This is a genomic window from Halanaerobium sehlinense, assembly GCF_055379485.1.
Genome location: NZ_AP042442.1, coordinates 2810166 through 2836918 on the forward strand (window position 1 = coordinate 2810166; position 26753 = coordinate 2836918).

Below are 26753 nucleotides of genomic sequence, written 5' to 3' on the forward strand. Positions count from 1 at the left end.
TATATTATTTATTGCTCAATTAATATCTTGAATAATAATTATAGCATATAATTTATAAATTATAAATTATATTTTTACGAAAAAAACTTGTTAGATAAACAGGAAATCAAATTAAATCTATCATGATAGGTCTTAGACTAAAATTAAATCTGCTTTAAATTTAATTATTAATCTTTCTTATAAATTATTATTCTATATTGATAGTTATTATCCTTTATATTTTGAAGTTTTTTCAGACTGGAACATTCTATAAATTTATCATATAATTAAAATAATCAAAACTATAAATTAAATTTTATTGGATAGTATTTTATTATATTTCTATAAATTTTGATTATTTATTTGAAAGGGCGTTTTTAATGGATAATAATCAGATTAAATGGTATAAAAGTTTAATAATTAAGGTTAACTGGGTTATAATTTTAATTTTAATTATTTTAATTTCTATCTTAGGTTTTTCAATAAGTGAACTTGCTTCTGAAGAAATTAGTAATCAAGTAAGAGAAGTCAATTTAGAAAATGCTAAGTCTTTAAAAAATAATGTAAATAATTTTTTGGATAACACAGAAAATATTATTAATTTAACAGCTTCTTTTCTTCATCATCATCTGGATAATGATGATGAAATTTTAGAATTATTAAAACAGGTAAAAAAAGAATATACAATTTTTAAATATATTTATTATGCAGATAACAGCAGTAAGATAATTATCCATCCTGATGTTAATCTGAGTTCAGATTACAATCCTAAAGAAAGAAATTGGTATCAAAAAGCCGTTAATAGTGGAGAGTTGATTTGGACAGACTCTTATTTAGATGCAAATGATAGATTTTTAATGATTACAGTTGCTTTACCCATAAAAAATGAAAATGGCGAAATTTTAGGTGTTCTAGCAGGTGATATTTTACTTAATCAATTAAGCAAGACTGTTGCCAGTAAAAAAATTGGTCAAACCGGTTATTCATCTATTACAAATCAAAGTGGGGAAATCATAGCCCATCCTAATTTTGAACTTGTTAAAAATAAAGATAATATCAATAATGTGATTAATTATAAACAGGTTTACAACAAAAAGGTTGGTTCTTTAAATTATTATTCTAATAATGAACAAAAATTAGCTTCTTTTGTCTTTTTAGAAAGATTAAACAGCATTATTTTCTCTCAAATAACAAACAAAGAAGCTTTTTCTGTCAGGAATAAACTAGAAATACTTATTTTTAAAATTAGTTTAATTACTTTATTTATTTTGATCATTACAGTATATTTTATTAATAAAAGATACCTCCTTAAACCAATTCAACAGTTAATTAATAATGTGATAATGGTAGCAGAAGGTAATTTTGATGTACAGATTAATAATAGCAGAGATGATGAAATCGGAAAGCTTGCTCAAAATTTCAATTATATGATTGAAGAAATTTCTACTGCTTATCAGAAGTTAGAAGCATACAACCAGGAAGTTACTGCACTAAATGAAAATTTAGAATATCAGGCTTACCATGATCCATTAACTAGACTGGCAAATAGAAGAAATTTCATGGAAAAATTGAATTCTGTACTGGCTGATCATAAAGAAGGGACTATCATTTTACTTGATTTTGATAATTTTAAAGAAATCAATGACACCTTTGGTCATATATATGGAGACAATCTTTTAAAAAAGTTTAGTCAGCTGCTGCTTAATTCTTTTTCTGATAATTTTTTTGCTGCTAGATATGGTGGTGATGAGTTTTTACTGCTTCTAGAAGGGATTAACTCTAATTATGAAATCAGAGAATATATTTCTAAATTAAAAGCTCTGGTAACTAAACCATTTTTGATTGAAGAAAGCGAGTTTTATCTTGATTTTAGTCTCGGAATCAGCCGTTTTCCAGATGATTCTAAAGATAGCTACGAACTAATTACTATGGCTGATACTGCAATGTATCAAGCCAAGGAGAGTTATAATCAGGATTATCTATTCTATCAACCAGAAATGTTTAATAAAATTAAAAGAAAACAGGAGATTAGAAAAATACTGCGAAAAGCTCTAAAAAACAATGGTTTTAATTTAAAATATCAACCTCAAATAAATTCGAAAACAGGAAGTATTGATTCTTTAGAAGCTTTAATTAGGCTTAAAGAGCATGATATATCACCTGCTGAATTTATTCCTGTGGCAGAGGAAAGTGGACTAATTATTGATATATCAAGGTGGGTTACAGAAAGAGCAATTAAAGATTTAGCTATTTTAAATAATGAGAATAATAAATCTGTAAAGATATCAATCAACTTTTCTGTACAGCAGTTAAATGATATAGATTATCTAAACTTTATTGAAGAAAAAATAAAAGAAAATAATGTTAAAGCTGCTAACCTAGAAATTGAGATTACCGAAAGCCTCTTAATCCACCAGGAACAAAAGGCAGTTAATTATTTAACTCAACTTAGGGATTTGGGAATAAAACTTGCCCTTGATGATTTTGGTACCGGCTATTCTTCTTTAAATTACTTAACTTATATTTCTTTTTCAAAGGTTAAATTAGATAAAAAATTAATTGAAGAATTCCTAGAGTACAAAAATTTTAAAACCATAGATAGTCTAATTAGCTTATTCCACAGCATGGGTTTACCTGTTGTCGCTGAGGGTGTAGAAACAGAAAAACAGTTAACCAAATTGAAAACTGCTAAATGTGATTATATTCAGGGCTATATATTCAGTAAACCTTTGATCTTTTCAAAAATACTTGATTTGATAAATAAGTCTTAAACACTAAGTTTAATAAATACAAAAATACCTCCAAGTAGATAGTCTATTTTAATTAATTAGACTGTCTACTTTGGAAGTATAATATCATAGAAAGGGGATTTAACTTTATTTCAATAAAAATTTTAAACTACCGATGAATCTCTTCTTTTTTACCCTGATAAACTTCTACCTGCTCCCAGGTAGGTAATCCTTCTATATCACCTTTAACAGTGATACATAAAGCTCCTACTAAATTAGCCAGCTCAACCGCTTCTCTAATCGGCAATTCTCTTAAAAGTCCGGTAATTAATCCTGCTGCAAAGGCATCACCAGCTCCAATTAAATCAACAATATTGTCAACACAATAAGGTTCAACATGTTCTATTTGATCTCCCTGATAGTATAATGCTCCTTTAGAACCAATTTTGAGAACTATTAATGATCCAGGATCCATCATCTCATAAAACCCTCTAATAATATCTTCTGGATCAGAAAGTCCCAGTAAAATTTTTCCCTCTTCAATTCCTGGTAATAGAACATTAACCTGAGGAATAATTTCTAACATTACTTTCCTCATTTCTTCAATGCTGTCCCAAAGCTTTAATCTCAAATTTGGGTCAAAAGAAATTTTCAAATTATTTTCTCTTGCTAATCTTAAAGCTTCGAAAAAAGCAGCTTGAGCACTATTACTTAAAGCTGGAGTAATACCAGTTAAATGAAGGTGTTTAGAGTTTTTAATATAATCTTCATTAATATCTTCTTTTTTAAGATGACTAGCAGCAGAATTATCGCGATAATAAAAAACTTTTGGCTCTTTAGTTGTATGCATCTCTTTAATTAATAAACCAGTCCTATGTTCCTCATCTCTTTTAACCTGAGAAACATCTACTCCTTCACCTCTTACAAAAAACTCTACATAATCACCAAGAGGATCCTTGCCCAGTTTACTGATCCAGCCTGAATTAAAGCCAAGCCTTTTAACACCAATTGCAACATTGGATTCTGCTCCTGCTATATACTTAGAAAAATTATTTAAATATTTTAATGAACCTACCTCATTTGGTGCCATAGCTGCCATTGTTTCCCCTATAGTAACAAGATCAATCATTTGAAATTCCTCCTAAAAAAATAAAAATTTGTCTTTAATGCTAAAATTTAAAAAAAGGCCACAGCCTAAGCTGCAGCCCCTATTTTAATTAATTAACTATTTATCTCTTAACTCTTCCGGAAGCATTTCCACCAGCAAGAGTTTCTACTTCCTTAACACTTACGTGGTTGAAGTCACCAGGAATTGACTGTTTTAGAGCAGATGCAGCAGCACCAAACTCAGCAGCTTCCTGGAGATCTTTGCCAGTTACTAGAGAATAAATCAAACCACCTGCAAAAGAGTCTCCACCTCCAACACGGTCAATGATTGTGATCTCATATTTAGTTGACTGGACAAAGTTTTCCCCATCAAAGAGAATAACTAACCAACCATTATTGGAAGCACTGTGGCTGATTCTTAAGTGACTTCCTACTAATTCTAAGTCAAAGCGATCAATTAACTGTTTGGCAACATCTTTGTAACCTTCAACATTAAGGTCGCCACCAGTAATATCAGAACCACTCTTAATATCAAATACCATTTCGGCATCTTCTTCGTTAGCAATTACAACATCAGTGTATTCCATTAAACCTTCCATTACCTGACCTGCTCTTTCTCTACTCCAGAGCTTAGCACGATAATTTAAGTCACAGCTAACCTTTACTCCATGTTTTTTAGCAGCTTTAACAGCTTCTAAAGTAACATCTGACATTTTTTCACTTAAAGCTGGAGTAATTCCAGTATAATGGAACCAGTCAACATCAGCAAAAATCTCTTCCCAGTCAAAATCTGCACTTTCTGCTTCAGCAATTGCAGAATGAGCTCTATCGTAAACTACATTTGATGGTCTCTGACTTGCACCATTCTCACAATAATAGATTCCTAAGCGGTCTCCACCACGAGCAATATAATCAGTATCAACACCAAAACGGCGAACTTCGTTTAAAGCTGCCTGACCAATTGGATTGTCAGGTAACTTAGTTACAAAACGAGCATCAAGACCATAATTAGCTAAAGATACAGCAGTATTTGCCTCTCCTCCACCATAAATCACATTAAATGTGTCAGCCTGAATAAAGCGCTCATGGTTAGGTGGTGTCAAACGCAGCATAATTTCTCCAAATGTAACAACTTTCTTAGTCATAATATAAAAACCTCCTGATAATTTTTGAATTGAATATAATTTTAGTAAAAATAATTTATAGTCACAATTACATTATGATAATTAAAAATTTAAATTTAAAATGTACATCTATCAGTAAAATAGACTCTGCAGCTTATTAAAATGATCTCAGATATAAGAACACTCCAGCCAACCTTCTTAACTAAAAGAAATGATATTAAATTTTTATGAATTAGAATTTTTATTAGAATAACTTTATGAATATCTCCGCTAACTCAGCTCGAAAGACAGGATGTTTTGAGCTGACCGCAGCACACGAGGTGCTGATCGGGAAGGCAAGCTGAGTTAGCTGAGAGATGAATGCTAGTTATTCTTAAAAATAATTTTGAAATAAAAATTTAATTCATTTCTGCTCTGGCTTCCTTAATCAATCTAATAAATTCTTTAGCAGTTTCTGTTACCTGCTCATAGTCACCAGTCTTGGCTCCCTTACTTAAGGAACTACCTACACCAACAGCTAAGCTTCCAGCTTTAATCCAATCCTTAACATTATCTAAGCTAACTCCGCCTGTAGGCATTAGAGGTGCTTGTGGTAAAGGACCTTTAACAGCTTTTATTATCTTAGGTCCAAATAAAGTCGCAGGGAAAATTTTAACGATATCTGCACCATATTTCATTGCTTTAACTACTTCAGTTACACTCATTGCTCCAGGCATAACAGCTTTTTGATAGCGGTTACACATAGCAATAGTTTCTTCATCTAGAGAAGGAGAGACTATATATTCAGCTCCAGCTAAAATGCAGGCTCTAGCAGTCTCTGCATCTAAGACAGAACCTGCACCAATTAAAATTTCATCTTTGCTGTACTCATCAGTCAACTGCTTGATTACATCAACAGCTCCCGGAACAGTCATAGTAATTTCAATGGCTTCAATACCACCTTTTTTTACAGCCTCTGTAATTTTCAATGCTTTTTCTGCATTTTCAGCCCTAACAACAGCAACAATACCAGTTTCTTCAACCCTTTTTAAATCTTCAATTTTACTCATTAAATAAGCCTCCTTTAAATTTTAAATCTTTTTGTAAAAACAGCTCAACGATTTTCTCTAATTTTTAGCCGGTATTTTAATATTCCGTTTTTAGAAAGCACAATAAATTAAATAATCAAATTAAAACCCGGCTTTATCTCAAAAAATTACTACAAAAATATAATTTTAAAATTATGTTTCTTATAGTAAAACACTGTTTTATTTATACCTCGTTTTATATAATTCTAGACTCAAGGTAATATTCCTTCTTTTTTTTAAAAAAATATAAAAAAATTTTTAAAAAAATAAAAAGAGCCCTAAAAAGAGCTCTTTCAAATAAAATATTTGTTTTTTAACAATTATTTAAATTAATTCAGTTTTAAATTATAAATGAAGTAACTAATTATTTAATTACATCAGTTCCCATAAATGGTCTTAACACTTCTGGCACAGTAACTGTACCGTCTTCATTCTGATAATTTTCTAATATTGCAGCTACTGTTCTTCCTATTGCCAACCCGGATCCATTTAAAGTATGAACAAATTCTGTGCTTGCATCAGGCTCTGGTCGATAGCGAATTCCAGCTCTTCTTGCCTGAAAATCTTCAAAATTAGAACAAGAAGAAATCTCTCTATAGCTTTCATAAGCTGGCATCCAAACTTCTAAATCATAAGTTTTTGCAGAAGAGAAAGTTAAATCCCCTGTACAAAGACTTACTACCCGATACGGAAGCTCTAATTTCTGAAGTACATCTTCTGCATCAGCTGTTATTTTTTCTAACTCATCATAGGAATCTTCAGGTTTTACAAATTTAACCATTTCAACCTTGTTAAACTGATGCTGACGAATTATACCTCTAGTATCACGACCATGAGCACCAGCTTCAGCTCTAAAACAGGCACTATAAGCTGTTAAATATTCGGGAAGCTGATCCACATCAAGAATTTCATCACGATAAAGGTTAGTTACTGGAACTTCAGCAGTTGGGATTAAATAATAATCTAAACCTTCAAGTTTAAACATATCCTTCTTAAATTTAGGCAGCTGTCCTGTCCCTGTCATACTATCTGCATTAGCTATGAAAGGTGGGAAAACCTCCTTATAACCATGCTCATCAGTATGTAGATTAAGCATAAAGTTGATTAATGCTCGCTCTAACCTTGCACCTGCTCCTTTAAGAAAAGTAAAACGGGTTCCAGTTACTTTCCCTCCCCTTTCAAAATCTAAGATATCTAAATCCTCTCCGATATCCCAATGTGCTTTGTATTCAAAATCAAATTTTCTTGGTTCACCCCATTTTCTAAGTTCTTTATTGTCTTCTTCGTCTGAACCAACTGGTACAGATTCATGGGGAATATTTGGAATTCCAAGAAGTAAATCATTTAGTTTTGCTTCTACATCTGCAACTTTTTGATCTAATCCCTTAATTTTTTGAGAAACATCCTGCATTTCTGCAATGAGATCAGAAGCATCTTCTCCATTTCTTTTTAGCTCTCCAATTTTATCAGAATTAACATTACGCTTATGTTTTAACTGCTCAGCTTCATATAAAAGATCTCGTCTTTCATCATCAAGTTCTTTAAATTTTTCAATTGGAGACTCCATATTTCTCTTTTCCATCGATTCTTCTACAATTTCTGGGTTTTCTCTTATAAATCTCATATCTAACATTCTCTAATTCCTCCTTTAAAGATTATGCTTAATTTGAATTATAACCTTGATTTGAACTAAAAATTAAATAACTTCTAGAATATAAAGTAAGATAAAAACAAAAAAACTCCTCCCTAAAAAGGGACGAGATTACTCGTGGTGCCACCCTAATGACAGCTCAGCTGCCTCTTAAATAGTTTTAACGGACTCAACCGGTTCAGCTTAATCTAATTACTTTCAGCTTCACAGCTCCAGACTGGATTCAAAAATTAACTGGCCAATTTACAGCAGCCATCAGCTCTCTTATTTCAGTTAATAAATTTACTATTGTCTTTCACAGCTTTTAGATAGTTGGCTATTTATTTGTTATGCTTATTATATTACAGGGTTTTCCTTAATTCAAGTTAAATTTATTAAAATCTACTCAATAAAATATATTTTTCTTTTTTTCTCCAGTTTAAAATTAAATAGTTATTTTAAATATATTTTTTCTAATCTATCATTTAAGCTGCAGACAATTTCATAATTTATAGTTCCACAGAGTTCTGCAATTTCAGCAGCAGATATTTCTTCGTTTTTTTGCTTACCAATCAAAACAACCTCATCACCAACTTTAACTTGGTCAAGATGATCCACACTAACAATTGTCTGTCCCATACAAACTCTACCTCTAATCGGAGCCCTCTCACCTCTAATTAAAACTTCACCCTTATTTGAAAGAAGTCGGGGATATCCATCTTTATAACCAACTGGTAAAACGGCAAGCTTTTCTTTAGACTGAGTTTTATAAGTTGAACCATAACTAATAAAAGAATTGGCAGGAACTTCTCGGATTTGAGTTACTTTTGTTTTAAATGATAAAACTGGTTCTAAATCAGCATCTTTATTTAAATCTTTAGAAGGTAAAAGTCCATAAAGGATAACACCTGGCCTAATTAAATCCAAATAAGTTTCTACTAAATCTATAACAGCAGCACTGTTGGCAATATGGATCATAGGTATCTCAACTTTTTCATTATTTAAAGATTTCATAAGAGAATTAAATTTCTGGAGCTGTAGATACGAATATTCCTTATCTGCTTCATCAGCCTGAGCCAGATGGGAAAAAAGGCCATCTAGTTTGATAAAATCTAATCCCTTTAAACATTCAAAAACATCTATAATTTCTTTAGGAAAAAATCCGATTCTTCCCATTCCCGTATCTATATTTAAATGAACTTTTATAATTTTACCAAATCTAGAGGCAGCCTTATTTAATTCTTTAAGTGTTTCTAAACTAGCAGCAGTCTGAATTAAATTACCAGTTATAACGTCATTTATTTGAGAAGGCAAAATTTCAGCTAAGACTAAAATTGGTTTTTCAATTCCAGCATCTCTTAATTCAAGTCCTTCATCAGGACTTCCAACACAAAAATATTCTACACCTAACTGTGATAATTCTTGGGCAACCCTTACTGCTCCATGACCATAAGCATTTGCTTTAACAACTGCAGCAATCTTAGTTTTATTTGGAATTTTACTGCGAATAAAATTATAATTATTTTTTAAAGAACCAAGATTAATCTCAATCCAGGTTGGCCTTTTTAACTGCAGTTCCATCTTTTTTCCTCCATCTTTTGGTAATTTGTTAAAAATATTAGTTAAATATCTAAAGTGATTAACTTCTTAGTTCCACTCAGCTAATAATTGATCTAAATCCTGATAGTCATAGCCAAAACTTTCAGCAACAGCCTGACAAACTATATTTCCCTGATAAACATTTAATCCTAAAGCTAAAGAATAATCATCCAGCATTGCTTTTTGATAACCTCTAGATGCCAATTTATTTATATAGCTAAGAGTTGCATTTGTTAAAGCAAAGGTTGAAGTTCTAGCTACCGCTCCTGGCATATTTGCAACAGAATAGTGAATAACTCCATGCTTTTTGAATACAGGCTCATCATGGGTTGTCGGATAAGTTCCTTCAATACAGCCTCCTTGATCAATTGCAACATCAACTATTACAGAACCAGCCTTCATATTTTTTATCATTTCTTCTGTAACAAGATTTGGTGCTTTCGCTCCAGGAATTAAAACAGCCCCAACAACTAAATCAGCATCCTTAACTTCTTCTGCTATATGAGCGGGATTAGACATAATTGTTCTAATGCTGCTTTGGAAGATATCATCTATATATCGCATTGTAGATTGCTTGATATCCATAATTGTTACTTCTGCACCCATACCAAAAGCTACTTTAGCTGCATTCCGACCAACAATTCCTCCCCCAACTACTACAACTTTTGCAGGCTTAACTCCAGGAACACCTCCTAAAAGCACTCCACTTCCACCTTTTGGCTTTTCTAGATAAGCTGCTGCAGCTTGAACGGATAACCTGCCAGCAACTTCACTCATTGGAGTCAGAAGAGGCAATTCACCTTCTTCATTTTGAACTGTTTCATAAGCTACTGCTGTTATCTTTTTATCTATTAAAAAATCTGTTAATTCTTTATTAGCTGCTAAATGCAAATATGTAAAAAGAATTTGACCTTCTCTAAAAAATTCATATTCTTCTCTTAATGGTTCTTTAACTTTAACTATCATTTCTGCTTTATCAAATAATTCCCTTTTTTCAGCTATTATTTCAGCACCAGATTTCTGGTAATCAGCATCAAAAATTCCACTTCCTCGACCAGCATCCTTCTCAATTAACACTTGATGACCTGCCTTTGTTAAAACTTCTGCTCCTGCAGCAGTTAAAGCTACTCTATTCTCATTGTTCTTTACTTCTTTTGGTACTGCTATTATCATCAAAATCAGCTCCTCTAAAATTTATAATCTTATCTACATAATAACAGATATACAAGCTTATTAAAAGATTTTTTATGCATGTTTTTGACATATATGAGCAATTAGGCGCTCTAAATAAAAATTCCTGCTTCAAATAAATGAGCAGGAATTTATAATCAATACTATATAATTTTATAACAATTAAATATTATATATTTTTCTCAATTTCTGCATCTTCTCTTAAACCTTCAACAAAATCCTGAAATGCCTGACTTTGTTTCTGATTTCTAAGCTGACTCTTAATTTGAGAACTTACCTCTTCAAAACTTCTTACTCCCGCTTCTCTAAAATCAGTTACTTTAATTACATGGAAACCAAATTGGGTTTCTACAGGTTCTGAACTGACTTCGCCTACATTTAGCTCCATTGCAGCATCACGGAAAGTTGCATCTAAGCCACGTTCTTCAGCTGTTATAAATCCTAAATCGCCACCGTTTTCTGAAGTAGGTCCTGTAGAGTGTTCTTTAGCCATTTCTGCAAAATCAGCACCATTATTAATTTCAGATAATACTTCCTCTGCTTTTTCTTTTTCATCAAATAAAATATGGCTTACTCTTTTTTGCTCAGATGTTTCAAACTGTTCTTGATTATTATTATAAAACTCCTGTGCTTCTGCATCACTAACCTCTACCGTATTAACAACTTCTTCTCTTAATTTATTAACTAAAAATCCATTCATATTATTTTCAAAGAACATATCTTTGTATTGCTCCATTGATTCAAAACCCTGCTGCTGAATAGCCTTTTCAAGCTGCTCATCATTAAGATTATTCTGTTGTTTTAGAGCATTTACCTGTTGATCAAATATATTATTCATTTCCTCATTACTAACTTCAATTCCTCTATTTTTTGCTTCCTGAACAAGTAATTCATTTGTTATTAACTGTTCTAGCTTTAACTTGCGAAATTCGTTTACTACATTTTGTCCAGCCTCTGTCTGTAATATAACAGACGCAAATTCTTGATTTGATTGCAGAAGCTGCATCAAAATATTTCTAACACCTGCAAACTGTTCGAGTTCCTGCATTGAAATTTCTTCTCCATTAACATAGGCTGCAATCTCAGGTGTTTCCTCTGTTACTGTTTTATTAACATCTTGAGCATCTTGAGCCATTGCTGGAATTGATAAAACTAAAAGCATAATTGCTGAAATAATTAAAATGTTCTTCTTTAAATTCATTAATACACACTCCCAATTAAAATATTCTTAATTTATAATTAACTGCTTTTAATTATACCATAAATCCAATGATTAGCAAGAATTTAGAAGCTTTTCTAATTGAATTTTAATTATTGTGAAATTAAATTTATCAGTATCTAAAGAAAAAAGAGAAGGTAAATTAATACCCTCTCTAATCATTATTATTCTTCTAATTTTGGTTTTAAAATTCTTAACATAAAAGCAGTTACAACAGTACCTGCAGTTATTGCTAAAGCATAAAAACCAAGGTTAGTTACAACATTAGGAATTGGCAGCACAAAAATTCCTCCATGTGGTGCTTTTAAACCAACTCCGAATAACATCGATAAAGCACCTGTTACAGCAGAACCCGTCATTATAGATGGAATTACTCTAATTGGATCTGCTGCTGCAAAAGGAATCGCTCCTTCTGTAATAAATGATATTCCCATAAACCAGGCTGGTTTTCCTGCTTCAATTTCCTGGCGAGTAAATCTATTTTTAAATAAGGTTGTTGCTAAAGCAAGGCCCAAAGGAGGTGTCATACCTGCAGCCATAATTGCTGCCATCGGACCATAAATTTCTGAACCTAAAAGACCAACTCCAAAAGTATAAGCTGCTTTATTAACTGGTCCTCCCATATCAAAGGCCATCATTGCTCCTAAAATCAATCCAAGTAAAACAGCATTTGTTCCAGTCATACCATTTAACCAATTCTCAAGACCGTTCATTATCCCCTCTACAGGAGGGCCAATTAAATATATCATTAAAAGTCCAACAATTAAACTAGAAAGGAAGGGTAATACTAAAACGGGCATTAACCCCTGTAAATTTTCCGGTAATTTTATAGTGTTTTTTAACCACTGAGTCAGATAACCGGCTAAGAAACCTGCAATTATTCCTCCTAGAAATCCAGCTCCTATACTACTTGCAAGCATACCACCAATCATACCAGGTGCAATACCAGGACGATCAGCAATAGAGAAAGCTATATACCCAGCAAGTACTGGAACCATCAAAGCAAAAGCAGCTCCACCACCAATTTGACTTAAAGCAGCAGCAAGTGATCCTTCCTGTTGAGCAGCATTAATACCAAAAACAAAAGATAAGGCAATTGCTAAACCTCCAGCTACAACGAACGGAAGCATAAAGGAAACACCTGTCATTAGATGTTTATATGGGCCAGATCTTTTCTCTTTTCTTTTTGCCTTCTCATCACTTACCCGACTTTGAAGATTAGAATCAACCTCTGTTTTTTCTCCTTTTTCTGCTTTTTTAAGTGCCTGATTAATTAAAGATTCTGCATCATCAATTGCATCAGCTACTGCTACTTCTACAATCGGCTTACCTGCAAAGCGCTCCTTGCTTACATTAGTATCAGCTGCAATAATTACTGCATCAGCATCTTTAATATCCTGAACATTTAATTCATTTTCTACCCCTACTGAACCTTGAGTTTCTACTTTAATTTCTAAATCCATTTTTTTAGCAGCTTCTTCTAAAGATTCTGAAGCCATATAAGTATGAGCAATTCCAGTTGGACAGGAAGTTACAGCAACAATCTTTTTCATAAATTATTCCTCCTTATTTTTACACAAATTTTAGGTATACTTAAATTTTTTCTAAAATATCCATTATCTCTGCTTCATCTTTTGCTTCTAATAAATTGTTTCTAAAATCATCATGAACCAAATTTCTAGAAAGCTGAGCTAATAATTTTAAATGTTCATCATGAGATTCCTCAGGAACTGTGATTAAGAAAAATAAGTGACTTAGTTTTTTATCCATAGATCCATAATCAATTCCCTTTTCTGAACGCCCAAAAGCAACTGCTGGTCTTTTTACAGCATTACTTTTAACATGAGGAATAGCAACCCCTTTTCCAACACCAGTTGTTCCTTTAGCTTCTCTTTCCATTGCTTTTTTTATCACTTCTTCTTTATCAGTAATTACACCATTTACAGCCATTATTTCTATCATTTCTTTGATTACAGAATCTTTATCATTGCTTTCTAAATTCATTTTGATTAAATTTTTGTTTATAAATTCATTTACTTCCATTTTTATACCCCTTTTCTTAATTTCTAATAAATTTTCTCAACTTTGATACTATTTTTTATTCTTTCAATTAAATCTTCATCAATTTTAGCAATAGAACCACTTTCAACAAAAGCAGTAGCTAAAGCTGCAGCAAAAACACCGGTTTCTTTAATACTTTCATTTTTATCTATCTCAGCAGCCAGACCAGCAACCATTGTATCTCCAGCTCCAACTGTTGTTTGAGAAATTTTTACCTGAGGGGTATATATTCTATACCCTTCTTCTTCAGATGCTATCAAGGCACCTTTTTCTCCTAGTGAAATCATAACAACCTTAACACCCTGATCTAATAAGTATCTAGCTCCTATTTTTAAATCTTGATTACTTTTAATTTTTCTCCCCAATAAATTTTCAATTTCTTCTAAATTGGGTTTAACTAAGTATGGTGCTTTTTTTAAGGCCAATTTGAATTCATTACCAGAACTATCTAAAATAACTTTAGCTCCTTTTTCTTTTGCTTTTTCAATAAGTTCTGAATAAATATCTTTTGCAGCACCATCTGGTAAGCTACCTGATAAAACCACTGTTTTATTTTTTTCAACTGCCTTATTAAAAGATTTTAAAAAATCGTTTATATCTTTTTCACTAACTTTTCCACCTTCATTGATTTCTGTTTCTCTATTAGTGTTTTTTTCTTTAATTTTTAAATTTTGTCTTGTCTCAAAGTCTGACCAAATAAAATTAGAATTTACTCCTTTATTTTCAAGCATTGAACTTATTATTCGGCCGTTATTACCTCCAATTATACCCAAAGCCTGGTTTTCAATCTTTAATTTTGTTAGAACCTCAGAAACATTGATCCCTTTTCCTCCAGCCAAAATATTGGTATCCTTTACTCTATTTAATTTTCCTAATTTAAAATCTTCAAGAAATATTATTCTGTCTAAAGCTGGATTTAAAGTAACTGTTAAAATCATTTCCCCACCTCCTCAATACTTAATAAATCATGCTAAAATCACTTCAACTTTCTCTTCTTTTAATCTTTTTTCTCTATTCTCTTCAATTGAATCGGTAATAATAAAATCTATTTGACTTAATTCTGCGAACCTATAAAAATATTCTTCTTCCCACTTGCTTTGATCAAATAAAAGAAATTTTTCTCCAGCAATTTCCAAGGCGATTTCTTTTATTTTTGCTTCTCTTAAATCTGGTGTTGTTGCAGCAGAATTTAAAGTAAAACCATTTGAACCAATAAAACTTTTATCAACTCTCAACTTTTTTAAATCATCTTCTGCCATTGGACCAATCATAGCTTCTGTTGACCACTTGAAATTTCCACCAATAACAACTAAATCACAGTCTAAATTAATTTCATTTATTTTATTTATTATATGAAGTGCATGAGTAACAATTGTCAAATCTTTTTTGTTTTTTAAATTATCAATAATATGTCTTGTTGTAGTCCCTGCATCAATAAATATTGTATCTCCCTCTTTTATTATTTCTGCAGCTTTTTTCCCAATTTTCTTTTTTTCATCAGCTAGTTTATCTTCTTTTTCTTTAAAACTTGGTTCTAATTTGCTACTGCCGCTTAAGATAGCTCCTCCATGTGTCCTCCGCAAAAAACCATCTTTTTCTAACTCACTTAAATCTCTTCTTATTGTTGCACGTGAAACATCAAATTCTTCACTTAGCTCGTTAACACTCGCCCTCTTCTCTTCTTTAAGTAGAAATATTATTTCCTTTCTTCTCTCTTCAGCAAACATTAACAAAACCTCTTTTCTGTATTTTTATGATTGTATATTTTCGTTTTCTTTCAATTATGATTATATAGTATTCGTTTTTGATTGTCAACATAATTTTCAAAAAACTTAAGTTAGTTAAATTTTGAACTGCATAAAAATAACCGCTCCTAAATATTTAGGAGCGGTTATTAGTTGAATAATATTATTCTTAATTCTTTTTTATCATCTCAGCTGATTCAATTGATTCCAGTATTTCTTCAATTTTATTGCCCATCCCAGCTTCGACAGCTGCAACAACTGCTCCTTCTACAAAGGGAGCATCAGCTAAAATAATTTTTTCTCTAACTTCATCTTCCAACCAATCTAGAACCATATTTACACTCATTATAGCACTGCCTAGATCAGCTAAAATTATTATCCCATCTTCTTTATCAATTTCATTTATAGCTGTTTCTATTGCATCAGGATCTGTACCAATATCACCATCAGAAGTACCTCCAACAGCAATAATTTCGACATCACCTTGTTTCATTTGTTCCGCTAATTTTTTAGCTCCTTCAGCAATTTCTTTAACGTGAGAAACTAATATTATATTTACCATTTGCTTCCTCCAATTTGTTAATATAATTCATCTACTACTGTTTTTATTATCAAATAACTAGAAGTAGCGCCTGGATCCTGATGTCCAATACTTCTTTCACCTAAATAACTTGCACGCCCTTTAGTCGCCTGCATATCAATTGTTGCCTTCATTCCTTCTTCAGCTTTAGCTTTACACTGTTTTAATGCTTCTTCTAAATTATCCCCATTTTCCTTACTTTCTTTTAGGGAGTCTACTGCAGGAATAATAGTATCTAACATCGTTTTTTCTCCCTGCTCTGCTTTTCCTCTTTTTTGAATACCTGCAACAGCAGTTTCACCAATTTCTATTATTGAATCTAAATCAAAATCAATATCAGGTATAATTTTACTTATATTTAGAAAAGCAGTACCATAAAGAGGACCTGAAGCACCACCAACTGTAGAAATTAAGGTCATTGCAACTGTTTTTATAAGTTCTTTATTGTTTGCATAATCTTTTGCCTCTAATTTTTCCTTTACTTTATTGAATCCTTTAGACATATTAATACCATGATCACCATCACCTATGGCAGAATCTAGTTCAGTTAGGTATTTTTTATTCTCTATAATTACATCAGCTACTTTATTTATAATTTCTTTGCTTTTTTCGGTCACAAATAGTCCTCCTCCATAAATTATTTCATAATATTAATTTCTGTTGGAGCATCAAGTAATTCTTTTAGTTCTTCATCTAATTTTAGTAATGTTATAGATACACCAGCCATCTCTAATGAAGTCATATATTCTCCAACAAATGTTTTATAGATATTTATTCCTTTTTCTTCTAATACTTGATTTGCTCTTCTGTTGGCCAGGAATAATTCCATTAGAGGAGTACCTCCCATACCATTAATCATCAGAGCTACATCATCACCTTCTTCGTAAGGAATATCCTCTATTACACTACCCAGTAATTCATCAACAATTTCATCTGCTTTCATTAATTCAGTTCTTTCAGTTCCAGGTTCACCATGAATACCAATACCTAGTTCTATTTCATCTTCCTCAAGAGTAAATGTTGATTCATCAGCTGCTGGAACTCGACATGGATATAAGGCCATACCTTTTGTCCTTACATTCGCTATTACTTTTTCTGCAACTTTTTTAACTTCTGCAAGTTCTGCTCCAGCTTCAGCTTTAGCACCTGCAATTTTATGAACAAAAATAGTACCTGCAACACCACGTCTACCAGTTGTATATAAACTATCTTCTACAGCTACATCATCATTAACTACAACATGATCTACTTCTATTCCTTCAGCTTCTGCCATTTCTGCAGCCATTTCAAAATTCATAATATCTCCGGTATAATTTTTAACAACTAATAATACACCTTTACCACCATCAACAGCTTTAATAGCCTCAAATACTGCATCTGGAGTTGGAGAAGTAAATACATCACCAGCAATAGCACCATCTAACATACCTTCACCTACAAAACCAGCATGACTTGGTTCATGGCCGCTACCACCACCACTTACTAATGCAACTTTTTCATTTGGACTTCCTTTTCTGATTACTATATTATAATCTTCTATCTTTTCAAGCTTATCAGGAGCAGCCATCACGATACCTTCTACCATTTCTTCAACTACTTCTTCTGGATTGTTAATCAATTTTTTCTTCATTAATAAAGCCTCCTTTTAATATTTATTAAATATATTTTTAAACTTATTTAAATAACTTAATTATCAAGACAATTTTATCATTAATATTTTGAATTATCAAATAATAATTATCCGATCTTGATTATTAATTGTTATATTTTCTAATAATATCAAATTTACTGTCTTCACTTTTTGTAAACCCGGTTATATTGGTTTGTTTTAATGTTTCATTAATTTCTTGATCTGCTTTTAAGAAAATATTTTTTGCTGCCTCTAAAATATCTGTATCTAAATTTGGTCTTGCAGCAATAACATCTTTTGGTATTGGATCAGTTTTTTTGAGAATCTTTAAATTATCTAAATTTAAAATATTAGCTGCCCTTTCCCAGGCCTCATTATATGTTGCTCCAACTTGAACTTTATTATCTAAAACTGCTTTAATTACATTATCGTGATTACCCAAGAATTTTTTCTCTTTTAAATCAGTATCAACATTAATACCAACTTCTTTTAGCATCTGTTTTGGATAAACATAGCCAGAAGTTGAAAGCGGATCAACAAAAGCAAAAATACTGTTTTTTAAATCTAGCAATTTTGAATATTTGCTGTCTTTTCTTGTAAATATATACCCTCTATAGCTGTCTTTTCCATTTATTAAAGGTGTTATCAAAGGTATAACATCAGTTTCTGCTTTAGCCTTAACATAGGCCATTGGTGAAAACCAACCTATATCTATTAAATCATTTTTAATATAATTTGTAAGTTCTTCATAATCTGAAACTATTACTGTTTTTGCTTTTTTGTTTATCTTTTTGCACAATTTATTAATTATTGGAACATATAAATCTTCAATTTTTTCTGGTTTTGTAAATGGATTAACTCCAAATATAAGCATATCTTTATCTTTATTTTCTACAGAAATTTTATGTAGATTATAAGCAATAGTATTTAAATTATTTGAATACTCTAGTAAAGTTTCAGAATTATGTTTTTGATTTTTTATATTTTTATCAACTTCTGAAACATTTTCTGAAATATTGATAAATTCTTGAGTCATAGACTCAACAGCTTGAGTAGTTTGTTCTGTAGCAGAAGCCTGGCTCTCAGTACTATCAGATAATTTAGATATTGAATCAATAACATTATGTAGATTATTATTCATTAAATTAAAAGATTCAATAGACTTTCCTGCGAGCTCTTCAACACCTTCGATACTGTCTAATCCATTTTCAATAATTTTATCTGTGTTTCTTATCTCAATATTAATTTTGTCAATAGCTTCTCTAATTTCTGATGTTAGTTCCTCTGTTTCTTCAGAAAGACTTTTAATTTCACCAGCTACAACATTAAAACCTCTACCTGCTTCGCCAGCCCTTGCCGCCTCAATAGAAGCATTTAAAGCAAGTAAATTAATTTGATCAGTAATATCCATAATACCTTCAATTAATTCATTAGTATTCGCTAGTGCTTCCTCAACACTTTGAATAGAATTACCTGATCTTTTTACATTTGTTGCTATATCAAGTAATGTATTATTTGATTCTTTTATCCAACTTTGATTCTTTTCTGAATCAGATACAAGTGTCCTAGAAATATTCTCTAATTTATCCATTTCTGCTTTTATTACGTTTGAAGATGATGATAATTCTTCAATAGTTGCAGAAATTTCTTCTGCACCAGCTGCATTATTTTCAACTGACTCAGCAATATTTTCAAACCTTTCTACTAATTTTTCTGCTTTTTTATTATTGTCATTTATTAGCCAGATTAAATCTTGAGATTTAAAAGAAACTTCTTGAGATAAATTTAATAACTCATCAGCATTTTTCTTTTTAGACTCAGAAGCAACCTCATTTTTAGTATTATTTTTTTTGTTTTGATAATCTTTTCTATTTTTTAATCTTAAAATAGCACTTAAAATAAATGATGTTAATAACCCTATGCTAAAACTTATAAAATGGAATTCATTAAATATCCCCATAAATTTTACTCCCTTTTCAACTACAAGATTTATAGCTAAACCAGATTTTAAATATTTATTTTAATCTGGTTTAGCATAAGTTTTTATACTCAAATTTATATTATGATAAAGCTTTAACTAGTTCTCTACAATAAGCTGGAATATCTTTAACAACTCTTCCCCATACAATATTGCCATCTCTAAATGCCGCTTTATCTACCCAGGTTCCACCAGCATTAATTATATCATCTTTTATACCTAAAGAGCCAGTTGCCTCTCCATCAATTATTCCAGCAGAAATTCCAACTAAGCCAGCATGACAGATTAAACCAATAATCTTTCCTGCTTCATAATTTTTTCTTACTAATTCTACTATATCTTTATCTCTTCTTATTTTATCAGGTGTCCAACCACCAGGCACCAAAACTCCATCATAATCCTCATCTAAAACTTCTGAAGCTAAGAAATCAGCCTCTTTAGTTAAACAGCCATGTTTACTGGTATATTCAACACCCTTTTCCATTCCAATTACATCAACATCTGCACCTTCTTCAAGCATTCTCATATATACAACCCAGAACTCAAAATCTTCATATCCAGGGCCAATTAGCATTGCTATCTTTTTATCCTTAAGCTTCACTCTATTACCCTCCTTTACTTTGCAGGTAAATCACGTGTTGCTACGACATCAGCATCCGTATCTAATAAATTTTTTATAATTATCTGTCCCATTTTCAATGGAGCTTCAATTTCTTTTGCTCCAATTTCATTCATAGCTTGATCCATTAATTCTAAAGGAATTTGTTTTGTTGTTTTTACTGGACACAATGGTAAAGCACCATTTTTTACTCGAACAGTTGTAGGAAGAATTCTGGTTTTAGCTATAATCTCTTCTTTTGCATAGTCAGCACCCTGAGGACAGGCATTTCCCATTATATCGATTATTTCATCACCATCATGCTCAACTGTAACTTCACAGCCTTTAGGACAAGCAACACAGGTAATGGTCTTTTTCTCAAGCATTTATTCTCCCTCCTTTTCAATAATATCAACCCTAATTTCACTAACTTCATCTAAATCATCAAGTGTTTTTTGAGCCAGAGGTACACTTATCATTTCACCTGGTTTAGCAAATGGTTCTGAAAATGAATATAGTTTTTCTCCATCAGCATATAATGCAATATCAACAGCCTGTAATGGTTTATCAACTCTCATATAAAGAGGTATCCTTTTTCTTTCTTCAGAATCTAATTCAATGCTTTGTGGGATTACATAAGCTACATTATCACCAGCTTTTACATTTATCTTCTTCTCTGATCTATTATAATCGCCTTTAATATATTTTGCTGCCCATTCGCCTGCAATTTCTGATTCTTCAGTAACCCAATCAACAAGATCATGAACATGCAGTACATTACCACAGGCAAAAATACCATCAACATTTGTTTCACGACCTTCATTAACTATTGGACCACCTGTTCTATCGTCTAAAACAACATCAGCCTTTTTAGATAATTCATTTTCAGGTATTAAACCTACAGAAAGAAGGAGTGTATCTGCTTCAACAATTTCTGAAGTTTCTGGAATAGGATTCATATTTTCATCAACTTCAGTTATCTCTACAGCTTCTAATCGATCGTTACCAATGATTTTTGTTACAGTATGGTTCAGCATTAATGGAATTTCATAATCTTCAAGACACTGAACTACATTTCTAGTTAAACCTCCTGTGTAGGGAAGTATTTCGCAGACAGCTTTTACGTCTGCACCTTCTAGTCTCATACGCCTTGCCATAATTAAACCAATATCACCGGATCCTAAGATTACTACTTTTTCTCCTGGTACATAACCTTCTATATTTGTAAATCTCTGAGCTGTTCCTGCAGTTAAAACACCAGCAGGTCTTGTACCCGGAATACCTATTGCTCCAGCTGTTCTTTCACGACAGCCCATTGCTAGAATTACAGCTTTTGCCTGAATTTCCATTGCACCCTGGTCTTTATTCATTGCAAAAACCTTTTTATCTGCAGTAACATCAAGAACCATTGTATCGAGCTTTACTTCGATATCACGCTCTTCTACTTTATTTTCAAATCTCTGAGAATATTCAGGTCCTGTTAACTCTTCACCAAAATGATGAAGACCAAAACCATTATGAATACACTGAGGTAAAATACCTCCAAGTTCAAAGTCACGCTCAATCAACATTACATCTTTTATCCCATTATCATAGACTTTAGCTGCAGCAGCTAAACCAGCTGGACCTCCACCAATTACAACTACATCTTTTTTAATTTTAATCATTCTGCATCACCCTGACTTCCAAGTAATCCCTTGATTTTATGTTTCACAATATTAGAATTATCTTTTTCCAGTCTGACTTCAGTTGTCTTAATACCAAGCTCATCAGCAATTATTTGGGTAACTCTTGGTCCGCAGAATCCACCCTGACACCTTCCAGCACCAGCTCTTGTTCTTCGTTTTACTGCATTTACAGTCCGGGCAGGAACAGGTCCATTAATTGCATCTACAATTTCTTTATAGGATACAGTCTCACAACGACAAATAATCTTACCATAGTCTTTATCTTCTTCTGCATAAGCAGCTCTTTCTTCATTAGAAAGTTCATAAAATCTTGCTGGATCTTCTCTAGTTTCTATTACATCTTTCTTTTTTTCTAAAGACAAACCTTCATTTTCCAATATTTCAGCAACAAGATCTGCAACTGCAGGTGCTGAAGATAAGCCTGGAGATTGTATACCTGCAACATTAACAAATCCAGCTACATTTTCTGCAGCTTCTATAACAAAGTCTTCAGTAGTATCTGCAGCTCTTAATCCCGCAAATACTCTAATTGTGTCATTTAAAGTTAGATCTGGAAACATTTTTTTTGCACCATCAAAAACATGATCTAAACCTTCTCTTGTTGTTGCTAAATCCTCTTTACTGTCAACAAAATCAGAAGTTGGTCCAATTAAGAGATTATCTTCTACAGTTTTTGTGCAGACAATACCTTTAGAAATCTTTGTTGGAATCGGAAATAAAACATGATTAATTTCAAAATCTTTGGCATGATCATAAATATAATATTCACCTTTTCTTGGATGAATATCTATTTTTTCAATTCCTACCATTCTTGCTACATCATCAGCATAAAGACCAGCAGCATTAATGACATAATCTGCTGCGAAATCACCTTTATTGGTTTTTACTCCTGTTACTTTATCATCTTCGGTATAAACATCTAGAACCTCTGTTTCTAGCTTCAACTCTACTCCATTTACTACAGCATTTTCTGCCATTGCTAAAGCAAATTCCCAGGGAGTAATAATTCCAGCTGTAGGGGCCCATAAAGCCTTAACTGCTTTATCACTTAAATGAGGTTCTTCTCGCTTAAGCCATTCCTTGTCCACAATTTCTAAACCTTCCACACCATTTTTTTTACCTTTTTCTAATAATTCATCTAAAACACTTAAATCATCATCTTCCATCCCTACAACTAAAGATCCGATCTCTTCAAAAGGAACACTCAAATCTTTAACTATTTCTTTTATTTGTACATTTCCTTTATTATTTAATCTTCCTTTTTGTTTTTCAGGATCTGCATTATAACCTGCATGTATTATTGCAGTGTTTGCTTTAGTAGTTCCAGTTGCTACATCTGGAGCTTTTTCTAATAATAATATATCTAAATTGTATCTAGCGAGTTTCCAGGCTACAGCACAGCCAGAAACACCTGCCCCAATAATTATTACATCATATTTGTCTTTAGACAATTTAATAACCCCCTCAATATGTTATCCATATGATATTAAAAAGAAAAACCCAATCAGATAGCATATTTAAATATGGTACCTGGATTGGGTTTAATCCTTATCTATATCCATTAGAACTTCTTGCTATTTAACTATACTCTTTTCTATTTTTCTATTATACTTTTATCTTTTTAGTTTACTCTTCTGACCAATCTTTAGCTCTTTCTACTGCACGCTTCCAGCCTTTATAAAGTTTTTCGCGCTTTTCATTAGCCATATTTGGAACAAATAAAGCATCTCTCTTCCACTTAGCAACAAGCTCATCAAGATTATCCCAATAACCTACAGCTAAACCAGCAAGATAAGCTGCACCGAGAGCAGTAGTTTCATTAATTTCAGGTCTTTCAACCTCTGTGCCTAAAATATCAGCCTGGAACTGCATTAAGAAGTCATTCATTGCTGCTCCACCATCTACTCTTAGAGTTTTAAGCTCGATTCCAGAATCTGCTTCCATAGCTTCTAGAACATCTCTAGTTTGATAAGCAAGTGATTCTAATGTAGCACGAATTAAATGTTCTTTAGAAGTACCTCTAGTTAAACCAACAATTGTACCTCTTGCATACATATCCCAGTATGGTGCTCCAAGACCAGCAAATGCAGGAACTACATAAACACCATCTGTACTATCAACTTTCTTAGCAAAGTATTCAGAATCAGGAGCATTATCAATTAAGTTTAATTCATCTCTTAACCACTGAATAGCAGCACCAGCAATAAAGATAGAACCTTCAAGGGCATAATTAACTTTACCATCAAGACCATATGCAATAGTAGTTAATAATCCATTTTCAGATTTAACTGGTTCTTCACCTGTATTCATTAACATAAAGCAACCTGTTCCATAAGTATTTTTAGCCATACCTTTTTCATAACATACCTGACCAAAAGTAGCTGCCTGCTGATCTCCAGCAATACCAGCAATTGGTACTTCAGCACCAAAGAAGTGATAATCAACTGTGTTACCATAAACTTCACTGGACTGTTTAACTTCAGGTAACATTGATTTAGGTATATCTAAAACTTCTAGTAAATGATCGTCCCATTTTAGATCTTTAATGTTATAAATAAGAGTTCTGGAAGCATTTGTATAATCAGTTACGTGTGTATTTCCACCTGTTAACTTCCAAATTAACCAACTATCAATAGTACCGAATCTTAATTTACCTTGTTCTGCTTTTTCTCTAGCTCCTTCTACATTATCCAATAACCACTTAATTTTTGTTCCAGAGAAATAAGCATCAACAACTAAACCAGTTTTATCTTTAATTTCTTCTTCTAATCCCTGCTCTTTTAAATCATCACAAATAGAAGCTGTTCTTCTATCCTGCCAGACAATTGCATTGTGAATAGGTTTGCCAGTTTCTGCATCCCATACAACAGTAGTTTCACGCTGGTTAGTAATACCAATTGCAGCAATTTGTTTAGGTTTAATATCTTTAGTACCCATAGCATCTGCAATAACAGCTAATGTTGTACCCCAAATTTCATCAGGATCATGTTCTACCCAACCTGGCTTTGGAAAATGCTGAGTAAACTCTTTCTGAGCTACACTTACTATAGCTCCATCATTATTAAAAACTATTGCCCTAGAACTTGTAGTTCCTTGATCAATTGATAGAATATATTTTTCCATTTTATACCCTCCTGATTTAATATGTTATAACACTTTAATAAAATAAAATTTAAAATTACAGTTTGTAATAATTAAGCTGCAGCAAATAAAATAAATCCACCTATTGTTCCACCAATAATAGAGAATATTATTGTAGGTATTGATTTAGAAACATCTCCACCTGTTATTATACCGTGAACAAAAATACCTATAGCTGCTGCCCATGCCATATCAATCCAGGGAGCGCCTTGACCTTGAACAATTAAAGCTGCGCCACCATGATTAGCAAGCCAACTTGTACCAACAATAAAACCACCCATTACTAATCCACCAAAAATACCTCTTTCTTCAACACCTTTTCCCCATACCATTAAGATTAAGAATGGAAAAAGCATTCCTCCAAAAACAGTAGTAGCTATTTCTTGAAAACCCATTTATTATTTCCCCCTCTCGTTATTCTTCTTCAGCGATGGCTTTTTGAACAACAGCTGCAAAAGTTCCACCCAAGACTGCACCAACAGCTACCCATAAAAGTGTAGGTAATGCTGCGCTAACTGGTGCTCCACCAAACATACCCTGAGTTGTTCCAGCTACAGCAATAGCTAATGCCATATCAACAGAAACAGCACCTTCAGGATTATAAATAGCTCCGACATAATGATTGACAGTCCAAATAAAACCAACTATTAAAAGACCGCCTAACCAGCCACCAGCATCTCCTAAAGCTTCTGTACCTGCTAAAATACCCCAGATATTAAATACAAAAACACCAGCTATTGCACCACCAACCATAGTTCCTAATTGTCTTTTCATAAAAAGTTTTCACCTCTCTCTGTTTTTTTGTAACTAATTAATAATAAATTATGATAATAATTAATCCCCTTCTTCTACCCTCAAATCACCTCCTTTAAAAAAATGAATTTTATAAATATTGTGAATAAATTAGACAAGCAAAAAACCTTATTAATAATTTGATATTTTAGGCATAGTAATATCAAGGTATTATTAATAAGGTTTTCTCGTTTTCTCCACCTAAGTAATATTTAATTTTAAGTTAAACAAATTATACCATTATAATTTTAAATTGTCAAATAATTTTAAAAATAATAAATAATAAGAATATAGATTATCTTGTTTATAAAAGTAGAAAAATATCTATAAATTTTATTATTCTGAATATTTCAATCAAAATAATGGCTCCCCGAGCAAGACTCGAACTTGCGACAAGATGATTAACAGTCACCTGCTCTACCAACTGAGCTATCGGGGAGTATAATAAAATTTTCTTTCACTGTAATATATTGTAGCATAAAAACTACTATATTTCCAGCTTTATTTTCAATTTTTTGTTATTTTAATCTAAAAAATAAAAAAAGGACCGGCAGCGACCTACTCTCCCACATCGTTACCAATGCAGTACCATAGGCGCTGGAGGACTTAACTTTTGTGTTCGAGATGGGAACAAGTGTTGCCCCTCCGCTATTACCACCGGAAATCTATAAAATTTTCATTTAATCTGCTCTATTCATTTGATCTTTAAGAAAACAGTTCACAGATTTATGTTGTCTAAATTTCAGAACCTTGATTAATTTAGCTTTTCATTGCTTTTTTGAAGGTTTAAAAAGAAAGCTGTTTGAGCACAGCGAGTTCTTTCTTTTACTGAAAAAAAGTAATTAAAAGCGTTAATAATTAATCGGTGATTGAAATTTAGATAACTATACAATCA

Annotated in this window: 23 protein-coding genes, 1 tRNA gene, 1 rRNA gene and 1 other annotated feature; of the genes, 1 reads left to right on the forward strand and 24 read right to left on the reverse strand. The window is 32.1% G+C overall.

Annotated features, from left to right (window positions below; genetic code table 11):
- Window positions 1-359 precede the first annotated feature (359 nt).
- Window positions 360-2750 carry a bifunctional diguanylate cyclase/phosphodiesterase gene (locus ACZ446_RS13635; RefSeq protein WP_464393092.1) on the forward strand — a complete coding sequence of 797 codons (2391 nt, stop codon included), beginning with the start codon at window positions 360-362 and terminating at the stop codon, window positions 2748-2750.
- Window positions 2751-2877: 127 nt separating this feature from the next.
- Here the strand turns inward: ACZ446_RS13635 and ACZ446_RS13640 are convergent, their stop codons facing one another.
- The 24 genes from ACZ446_RS13640 to rrf all read right to left on the reverse strand — a co-directional run bounded on the left by ACZ446_RS13640 (window position 2878) and on the right by rrf (window position 26520).
- Window positions 2878-3837: a sugar kinase gene (locus ACZ446_RS13640; RefSeq protein WP_464393093.1), complete on the reverse strand. Its 960-nt coding sequence runs from the start codon at window positions 3835-3837 to the stop codon at window positions 2878-2880.
- A gap of 100 nt (window positions 3838-3937) precedes the next feature.
- Entirely contained in the window at window positions 3938-4960 is a 1023-nt protein-coding gene (locus tag ACZ446_RS13645) for a PfkB family carbohydrate kinase (protein WP_464393094.1), read from the reverse strand.
- Window positions 4961-5337: 377 nt separating this feature from the next.
- Window positions 5338-5988 (reverse strand): bifunctional 2-keto-4-hydroxyglutarate aldolase/2-keto-3-deoxy-6-phosphogluconate aldolase, encoded by a 651-nt coding sequence (locus ACZ446_RS13650; RefSeq protein ID WP_464393095.1) that lies wholly within the window; start codon window positions 5986-5988, stop codon window positions 5338-5340.
- A 382-nt stretch (window positions 5989-6370) separates the two neighbouring features.
- Window positions 6371-7639, reverse strand: coding sequence for a serine--tRNA ligase (serS, locus tag ACZ446_RS13655; RefSeq protein WP_464393096.1), 1269 nt, complete (start codon window positions 7637-7639; stop codon window positions 6371-6373).
- 116 nt (window positions 7640-7755) lie between these two features.
- Window positions 7756-7965 (reverse strand) — a binding site (T-box leader).
- A gap of 124 nt (window positions 7966-8089) precedes the next feature.
- Window positions 8090-9217 (reverse strand): alanine racemase, encoded by a 1128-nt coding sequence (gene alr / locus ACZ446_RS13660; protein ID WP_464393097.1) that lies wholly within the window; start codon window positions 9215-9217, stop codon window positions 8090-8092.
- Between the two features lie 66 nt (window positions 9218-9283).
- Window positions 9284-10408: an alanine dehydrogenase gene (gene ald, locus ACZ446_RS13665; protein ID WP_464393098.1), complete on the reverse strand. Its 1125-nt coding sequence runs from the start codon at window positions 10406-10408 to the stop codon at window positions 9284-9286.
- A gap of 187 nt (window positions 10409-10595) precedes the next feature.
- A complete protein-coding gene (locus tag ACZ446_RS13670; RefSeq protein ID WP_464393099.1) occupies window positions 10596-11627 on the reverse strand; it encodes a peptidyl-prolyl cis-trans isomerase in 1032 nt (343 codons plus the stop codon).
- Window positions 11628-11809: 182 nt separating this feature from the next.
- Window positions 11810-13198: a PTS fructose transporter subunit IIC gene (locus ACZ446_RS13675; protein WP_464393100.1), complete on the reverse strand. Its 1389-nt coding sequence runs from the start codon at window positions 13196-13198 to the stop codon at window positions 11810-11812.
- A 40-nt stretch (window positions 13199-13238) separates the two neighbouring features.
- A complete protein-coding gene (locus ACZ446_RS13680) occupies window positions 13239-13688 on the reverse strand; it encodes a PTS sugar transporter subunit IIA (RefSeq protein ID WP_464393101.1) in 450 nt (149 codons plus the stop codon).
- 23 nt (window positions 13689-13711) lie between these two features.
- The gene (gene pfkB / locus ACZ446_RS13685; protein ID WP_464393102.1) at window positions 13712-14644 is read right to left on the reverse strand and encodes a 1-phosphofructokinase; all 933 of its coding nucleotides are present in this window, start codon (window positions 14642-14644) and stop codon (window positions 13712-13714) included.
- A 27-nt stretch (window positions 14645-14671) separates the two neighbouring features.
- Window positions 14672-15433: a DeoR/GlpR family DNA-binding transcription regulator gene (locus ACZ446_RS13690; RefSeq protein ID WP_464393103.1), complete on the reverse strand. Its 762-nt coding sequence runs from the start codon at window positions 15431-15433 to the stop codon at window positions 14672-14674.
- A gap of 187 nt (window positions 15434-15620) precedes the next feature.
- Window positions 15621-16013 (reverse strand): dihydroxyacetone kinase phosphoryl donor subunit DhaM, encoded by a 393-nt coding sequence (dhaM, locus tag ACZ446_RS13695; protein WP_464393104.1) that lies wholly within the window; start codon window positions 16011-16013, stop codon window positions 15621-15623.
- Between the two features lie 17 nt (window positions 16014-16030).
- Complete coding sequence (gene dhaL, locus ACZ446_RS13700) at window positions 16031-16648, reverse strand: dihydroxyacetone kinase subunit DhaL (RefSeq protein ID WP_464393105.1); 618 nt, start codon at window positions 16646-16648, stop codon at window positions 16031-16033.
- Between the two features lie 20 nt (window positions 16649-16668).
- A complete protein-coding gene (gene dhaK, locus ACZ446_RS13705; protein ID WP_464393106.1) occupies window positions 16669-17661 on the reverse strand; it encodes a dihydroxyacetone kinase subunit DhaK in 993 nt (330 codons plus the stop codon).
- Between the two features lie 124 nt (window positions 17662-17785).
- The gene (gene phnD / locus ACZ446_RS13710; protein WP_464393107.1) at window positions 17786-19621 is read right to left on the reverse strand and encodes a phosphate/phosphite/phosphonate ABC transporter substrate-binding protein; all 1836 of its coding nucleotides are present in this window, start codon (window positions 19619-19621) and stop codon (window positions 17786-17788) included.
- A gap of 100 nt (window positions 19622-19721) precedes the next feature.
- Window positions 19722-20240, reverse strand: a complete 519-nt coding sequence (locus ACZ446_RS13715) for a type 1 glutamine amidotransferase domain-containing protein (RefSeq protein WP_464393108.1) — start codon at window positions 20238-20240, stop codon at window positions 19722-19724.
- A 14-nt stretch (window positions 20241-20254) separates the two neighbouring features.
- Window positions 20255-20623 (reverse strand): DUF1667 domain-containing protein, encoded by a 369-nt coding sequence (locus ACZ446_RS13720; RefSeq protein WP_464393109.1) that lies wholly within the window; start codon window positions 20621-20623, stop codon window positions 20255-20257.
- On the reverse strand, window positions 20624-21904 hold the full coding sequence (locus ACZ446_RS13725) for an NAD(P)/FAD-dependent oxidoreductase (RefSeq protein ID WP_464393110.1): 1281 nt from the start codon (window positions 21902-21904) through the stop codon (window positions 20624-20626).
- Window positions 21901-23376, reverse strand: a complete 1476-nt coding sequence (locus tag ACZ446_RS13730; RefSeq protein ID WP_464393111.1) for an FAD-dependent oxidoreductase — start codon at window positions 23374-23376, stop codon at window positions 21901-21903. Before ACZ446_RS13730 ends, ACZ446_RS13725 begins: the two co-directional genes overlap by 4 nt.
- 175 nt (window positions 23377-23551) lie before the next feature.
- Window positions 23552-25048, reverse strand: a complete 1497-nt coding sequence (gene glpK / locus ACZ446_RS13735) for a glycerol kinase GlpK (protein WP_464393112.1) — start codon at window positions 25046-25048, stop codon at window positions 23552-23554.
- A gap of 71 nt (window positions 25049-25119) precedes the next feature.
- Window positions 25120-25461: a Lin0368 family putative glycerol transporter subunit gene (locus ACZ446_RS13740; protein ID WP_464393113.1), complete on the reverse strand. Its 342-nt coding sequence runs from the start codon at window positions 25459-25461 to the stop codon at window positions 25120-25122.
- 19 nt (window positions 25462-25480) lie between these two features.
- A complete protein-coding gene (locus tag ACZ446_RS13745) occupies window positions 25481-25840 on the reverse strand; it encodes a Lin0368 family putative glycerol transporter subunit (protein WP_464393114.1) in 360 nt (119 codons plus the stop codon).
- A 381-nt stretch (window positions 25841-26221) separates the two neighbouring features.
- Window positions 26222-26297, reverse strand: a tRNA-Asn gene (locus ACZ446_RS13750).
- A gap of 106 nt (window positions 26298-26403) precedes the next feature.
- Window positions 26404-26520, reverse strand: a 5S ribosomal RNA gene (gene rrf, locus ACZ446_RS13755).
- Window positions 26521-26753 lie beyond the last annotated feature (233 nt).

Excerpts from the sequence above, each read along its gene's own strand:
- ACZ446_RS13635 (WP_464393092.1), top strand. The coding sequence starts at position 360 with ATGGATAATAATCAGATTAAATGGTATAAAAGTTTAATAATTAAGGTT.
- ACZ446_RS13640 (WP_464393093.1), bottom strand. The coding sequence starts at position 3,837 with ATGATTGATCTTGTTACTATAGGGGAAACAATGGCAGCTATGGCACCA.
- ACZ446_RS13645 (WP_464393094.1), bottom strand. The coding sequence starts at position 4,960 with ATGACTAAGAAAGTTGTTACATTTGGAGAAATTATGCTGCGTTTGACA.
- ACZ446_RS13650 (WP_464393095.1), bottom strand. The coding sequence starts at position 5,988 with ATGAGTAAAATTGAAGATTTAAAAAGGGTTGAAGAAACTGGTATTGTT.
- serS (WP_464393096.1), bottom strand. The coding sequence starts at position 7,639 with ATGTTAGATATGAGATTTATAAGAGAAAACCCAGAAATTGTAGAAGAA.
- alr (WP_464393097.1), bottom strand. The coding sequence starts at position 9,217 with ATGGAACTGCAGTTAAAAAGGCCAACCTGGATTGAGATTAATCTTGGT.
- ald (WP_464393098.1), bottom strand. The coding sequence starts at position 10,408 with ATGATAATAGCAGTACCAAAAGAAGTAAAGAACAATGAGAATAGAGTA.
- ACZ446_RS13670 (WP_464393099.1), bottom strand. The coding sequence starts at position 11,627 with ATGAATTTAAAGAAGAACATTTTAATTATTTCAGCAATTATGCTTTTA.
- ACZ446_RS13675 (WP_464393100.1), bottom strand. The coding sequence starts at position 13,198 with ATGAAAAAGATTGTTGCTGTAACTTCCTGTCCAACTGGAATTGCTCAT.
- ACZ446_RS13680 (WP_464393101.1), bottom strand. The coding sequence starts at position 13,688 with ATGGAAGTAAATGAATTTATAAACAAAAATTTAATCAAAATGAATTTA.
- pfkB (WP_464393102.1), bottom strand. The coding sequence starts at position 14,644 with ATGATTTTAACAGTTACTTTAAATCCAGCTTTAGACAGAATAATATTT.
- ACZ446_RS13690 (WP_464393103.1), bottom strand. The coding sequence starts at position 15,433 with ATGTTTGCTGAAGAGAGAAGAAAGGAAATAATATTTCTACTTAAAGAA.
- dhaM (WP_464393104.1), bottom strand. The coding sequence starts at position 16,013 with ATGGTAAATATAATATTAGTTTCTCACGTTAAAGAAATTGCTGAAGGA.
- dhaK (WP_464393106.1), bottom strand. The coding sequence starts at position 17,661 with ATGAAGAAAAAATTGATTAACAATCCAGAAGAAGTAGTTGAAGAAATG.
- phnD (WP_464393107.1), bottom strand. The coding sequence starts at position 19,621 with ATGGGGATATTTAATGAATTCCATTTTATAAGTTTTAGCATAGGGTTA.
- ACZ446_RS13720 (WP_464393109.1), bottom strand. The coding sequence starts at position 20,623 with ATGCTTGAGAAAAAGACCATTACCTGTGTTGCTTGTCCTAAAGGCTGT.
- ACZ446_RS13725 (WP_464393110.1), bottom strand. The coding sequence starts at position 21,904 with ATGATTAAAATTAAAAAAGATGTAGTTGTAATTGGTGGAGGTCCAGCT.
- glpK (WP_464393112.1), bottom strand. The coding sequence starts at position 25,048 with ATGGAAAAATATATTCTATCAATTGATCAAGGAACTACAAGTTCTAGG.
- ACZ446_RS13740 (WP_464393113.1), bottom strand. The coding sequence starts at position 25,461 with ATGGGTTTTCAAGAAATAGCTACTACTGTTTTTGGAGGAATGCTTTTT.
- ACZ446_RS13745 (WP_464393114.1), bottom strand. The coding sequence starts at position 25,840 with ATGAAAAGACAATTAGGAACTATGGTTGGTGGTGCAATAGCTGGTGTT.